Annotated in this window: 4 protein-coding genes and 1 tRNA gene; all 5 read right to left on the bottom strand. The window is 68.4% G+C overall.

Going from position 1 to position 3,919, the window contains the following annotated elements; translation table 11 throughout:
* Nucleotides 1-263 precede the first annotated feature (263 nt).
* A tRNA-Pro gene (locus tag JF886_RS10460) sits at nt 264-337 on the bottom strand.
* A 53-nt stretch (nt 338-390) separates the two neighbouring features.
* Nucleotides 391-1,425 (bottom strand): NAD(P)H-dependent glycerol-3-phosphate dehydrogenase, encoded by a 1,035-nt coding sequence (locus JF886_RS10455; protein ID WP_337312199.1) that lies wholly within the window; start codon nt 1,423-1,425, stop codon nt 391-393.
* Complete coding sequence (gene der, locus JF886_RS10450; RefSeq protein WP_337312201.1) at nt 1,425-2,759, bottom strand: ribosome biogenesis GTPase Der; 1,335 nt, start codon at nt 2,757-2,759, stop codon at nt 1,425-1,427. Before der ends, JF886_RS10455 begins: the two co-directional genes overlap by 1 nt.
* A 77-nt stretch (nt 2,760-2,836) precedes the next feature.
* Nucleotides 2,837-3,280, bottom strand: a complete 444-nt coding sequence (locus JF886_RS10445; RefSeq protein WP_337312197.1) for a M67 family metallopeptidase — start codon at nt 3,278-3,280, stop codon at nt 2,837-2,839.
* Nucleotides 3,277-3,919: PLP-dependent cysteine synthase family protein (locus JF886_RS10440; RefSeq protein WP_337312195.1), on the bottom strand; the 643-nt coding region annotated here is incomplete at its 5' end. The genes JF886_RS10445 and JF886_RS10440, both read right to left, overlap by 4 nt.

Raw genomic sequence — 3,919 nt, 5'->3', positions numbered from 1 at the left:
TGAATCGCCTGGGTTTGGTGGAGCCTCCATCAGACCCAGGGTGGTTCACCTCGAGCCGTGGAACTCCAAAACTGTAATCGCTATGTAAGCACCGGGGTGGAATAATCCGACGCTATGAGAACAGCCCGTCCACCTTGACCTGCACCCAGCTGGCCGGAAATGATGCCTTTTGTGGAAAAGGTCCTTATTTCCGGTTAGAGCACTGGACCCGTGACCGCGACCGGCACTGACGACCGCACAAATGCGTTGTCGTGAATACGATGTCGGGGAGACAGGACTCGAACCTGCGACCCCTGGTCCCCCAGACCAGTACTCTAACCACCTGAGCTACTCCCCGACGAGCGGGCGTTGACCGCCCGGGCGCCTGGCAACTCTAGCGCCCGACGGCGGTCAGATGCGGCTGCCGGCTCCGGGTTCGCCGATATCGAGCCCGCGCAGCTCGTTACCCGCGCCACGGGTCATGAGGTCGTTGAGGGCGGCCGCGACGCTCTTGCCGGCGAACAGGATCTCGTGGATCTCGCGGGCGATCGGCATGTCGACACCGTGGGTCTCGGCCAGCAGCAGCGCCGCCCTGGTGGCGTTCACGCCCTCCACGACCATCTGGCTGGCCGCGATCGCGTCCGCGGGGGGCATGCCGCGACCGATCGCCTCGCCAAGCCCCCGGTTGCGCGAGTGCGGGCTGGCGCAGGTGACCACGCAGTCGCCCAGCCCGGCAAGGCCGGCGAACGTCAGGCCGCGCGCACCGGCGCGGATGCCGAGACGGGCGATCTCGGCGAGCCCGCGCGTGATCACCGCGGCCTTGCCGTTGTCGCCGGCGCCGATCCCGTCGCACACACCGGCAGCGATCGCCACGACGTTCTTGAGCGCGCCTGCGTACTCGACTCCCACAACGTCGTCGCTGCTGTAGAAGCGGAGCGAGCCACCGTTGCACCCGTCGCGAACCGTCTCCGCCGCATGGCCGTCAACGGTGGCGATCACCGTGGCAGCGGGAAGCCCGCGGGCGACCTCGATCGCGATGTTGGGGCCGCTCAACGCCGCAACAGAAGTCGGTCGTCCGGCCAGGACGTCGGTCAGCACCGCTGTCATGGTGAGACCAGTCTCGAGCTCGAATCCCTTGGCAGCGCTGACCACGTGGGCATCGCCCAACCAGGGCTTCGTCGCCACAGCAATATCGCGCATGCCGTGGCTGGGGACCGCGAGGATCACCACAGCCGCCTGAGCGAGAGCGGGCTCAAGCTCGTCATCAACGTCGACATCGGCGTTCAGTGCGATGCCGGGGAGTGCCCACGGGTGGCGACGACTCGACCGCAGGGCAGTGGCAACATCCGGGTCGCGCGCCCATAGACGCACATCGCAGCCGGCCGTGCTGAGGCTCTGGGCTAGCGCGGTTCCCCACGAGCCCGCGCCGACGATGGCGACTCGCATCAGCGGTCGCGCTCCGCGCGTGCACGGGCGACGATGCGCATGCGCGTCCCAGCGAATCCAAAGACGGCGCGGATGCGGTTCTCCAAGTACCGCCCGTAGGCGAAGTGCATGAGCTCCGGGTCGTTGACGAAGAGGACAATCGTCGGAGCGGGAGTGCTCGCCTGGGTCGCGTACAGCAGCTTCAGCTGCCGCCCCTTGTCATGTCGCGGCGGATGCGCGAGAAAGGCGTCGCGGAGCAGGTTGTTGAGCGCGGCCGTCGGGATACGCACCGCCCGCGCGGCGGCCACCCCGGCTGCGGCGTCGAGCACTCGTCCGACATTGCGTCCCTCCAGCGCTGACACCGTCAGGACAGGGACACCGGGCACGAAGTCGAAGGCCTCGTGGATGGACTTGAGGAACCCGGGGTCGACACGCGTCTCTTGGTCCACCAGGTCCCACTTGTTGGCGATCACCACCAACCCCTTGCCGGCGTCCACCGCGTATCCCGCGACGTGCCTGTCCTGGGCGACGATCTCGGCGGCGTCGACGACGAGGAGCGCGACGTCGCAGCGCTCCAGGGCGCGCAGCGCTCGAAGGAGGCTGTAGTGCTCGACGTTGGTGTCGACGACACCGCGGCGGCGAATGCCGGCAGTATCGACGAGTCGCACGGTGCGATCGCCGTGAGTGACCAGCGTGTCGACGGCATCGCGTGTCGTCCCCGCCAGCGGCGACACCAGCGCCCGCTCTTGCCCCACCAGCGCGTTGAGGAGCGACGACTTGCCGACATTGGGCTTGCCGATGATTGCCAGGCGCAGCTCCTCGGACGTGGCGGGGGCGTCGTCTTCACTCGGCGGCGGAAGCTCGTCGACAATGCGGTCGAGAAGATCCCCGGTGTCGGTGCCGACCAGCGCGGAGATCAACAGCGGCTCGCCGAGTCCGAGCTTGTACAGCTCGTGCGCGTAGTGGGGATTGGCAGGGCTGTCGGCCTTGTTCCCCACCAGGATCACCGGCTTCCCACCGGTTCGCAGGATGTTGGCGACGTCTTCGTCGAGAGCGGTCACGCCCGCTCTGACGTCGACCAGGTGCACGCACACGTCCGCCTCGGCGATGGCGAGCCGCGCCTGTTGCTGTGTGCCGGCCGTGAGGACGGCCAGCCCAGGATCGTCGCGCGCCATCGAGCGGTCCAGGCCGGCGGTGTCGACGACGGTGAACCGCCGTCCCCTCCACTCGGTGACCCCGTACAGGCGATCCCGCGTGAGGCCAGCCAGTTCGTCGACGATGGCGTGGCGCTGGCCGGTGAAGCGGTTGAAGAGCGTCGACTTGCCGACGTTGGGACGTCCCACGATGGCGACGATGCCCGACGGGGTGGCGAGGTCCGTCTCAGCGGCACGGCGACGGCGGCGCGGACGCCCGCGCGCGGTCGCGGCACGGCTCACTGCATCGGCTCCGCGCCCGGCGTGACCGCCAGCGCAAGCTGCTCCAGCACTTCGCCCTCGTCCTTGCGGGCGAAGCCGTTCAGGTCACCCGCCCCATCGACTGTGGTCCTGACGATGAGATAAACGTAGTCGGTCCAGGAGTGATCGCTGTCGAACTGCGACGCGATCGCCGGATGGTCAGGATGGCTGTGCCAGATGCCCACGACGTCGAGGCCGAGCGTGCGCGCCTCGCGGTCCGCACGCACCATGTCCAGCGGGTCGAGCACGTACCGATCGCGAGCGCGTTCGGTGTTGGTGTTGGTCCCGGAGGTCGCCGAGACGACCTCCACGCGCTCGCCGTCAGAGCGGCCGATCAGCACGCCACAGCCCTCGTTCGGATATGCCGCGACGGCGAGCAGGCGGATACGCGAATCGGCGTCAGCGGCCAGCGCGACGTTCACAACCGACCTCCGTACAGGCCGCTGCTCAGGTACCGGCTGCCACCGTCGCAGAGCACGGTGACGATGACGCCGCGCTCGATCTGCCCCGCGACCTCGCGCACACCCCAGAGCGCCGCGCCGCTGGAGTGACCGACCATGATGCCCTCGCGGCGCGCCAGCTCACGGGCGAGGTCGTACGACACCTCCGTCGGTGCCCAGAGGTTCTCGTCGGCGATGGTCGGGTCGTAGATCGCCGGCACGATCGCCGTGGGCATGTGCTTCATCCCCTCCAGGCCGTGCCACGGATCCTCCGGTTGCACCGAGACGCACACCATCTCCGGGCGCTCGTCGCGCAGGCGCCGCGACACACCGACGAACGTCCCGCTGGTGCCCAGCGCCGCGACGAAGTGCGTCACCGTCCCAGCGGTCTGCTCCCAGATCTCCGCGCCGGTGCCGTCGTAGTGCGCCTTCCAGTTGGACGGATTGTTGTACTGGTCGGGCATGAAGTAGAGGTCTGGATCCTGCTTCAGCATCCGCTGCGCGAGCACGATGGCCCCGTCGCTGCCCTCCTGCGAGTCGCTGAACACCGTCTCGGCGCCGTACGCGGCGATCATCGTCTTGCGCTCGTCACTGACGTTGTGCGGCATCACCAGCCGCACC

The organism is Candidatus Aeolococcus gillhamiae (assembly GCF_016464765.1).
GTDB lineage: Bacteria > Chloroflexota > Dormibacteria > Aeolococcales > Aeolococcaceae > Aeolococcus > Aeolococcus gillhamiae.
The sequence above is the reverse complement of the archived record's forward strand: the minus strand, read 5'-3'. Positions and strand labels throughout refer to the sequence as shown.

What these genes read in the sequence shown, in the direction of transcription:
- JF886_RS10455 (WP_337312199.1), bottom strand. Translation starts at nt 1,425, where the DNA reads ATGCGAGTCGCCATCGTCGGCGCGGGCTCGTGGGGAACCGCGCTAGCC.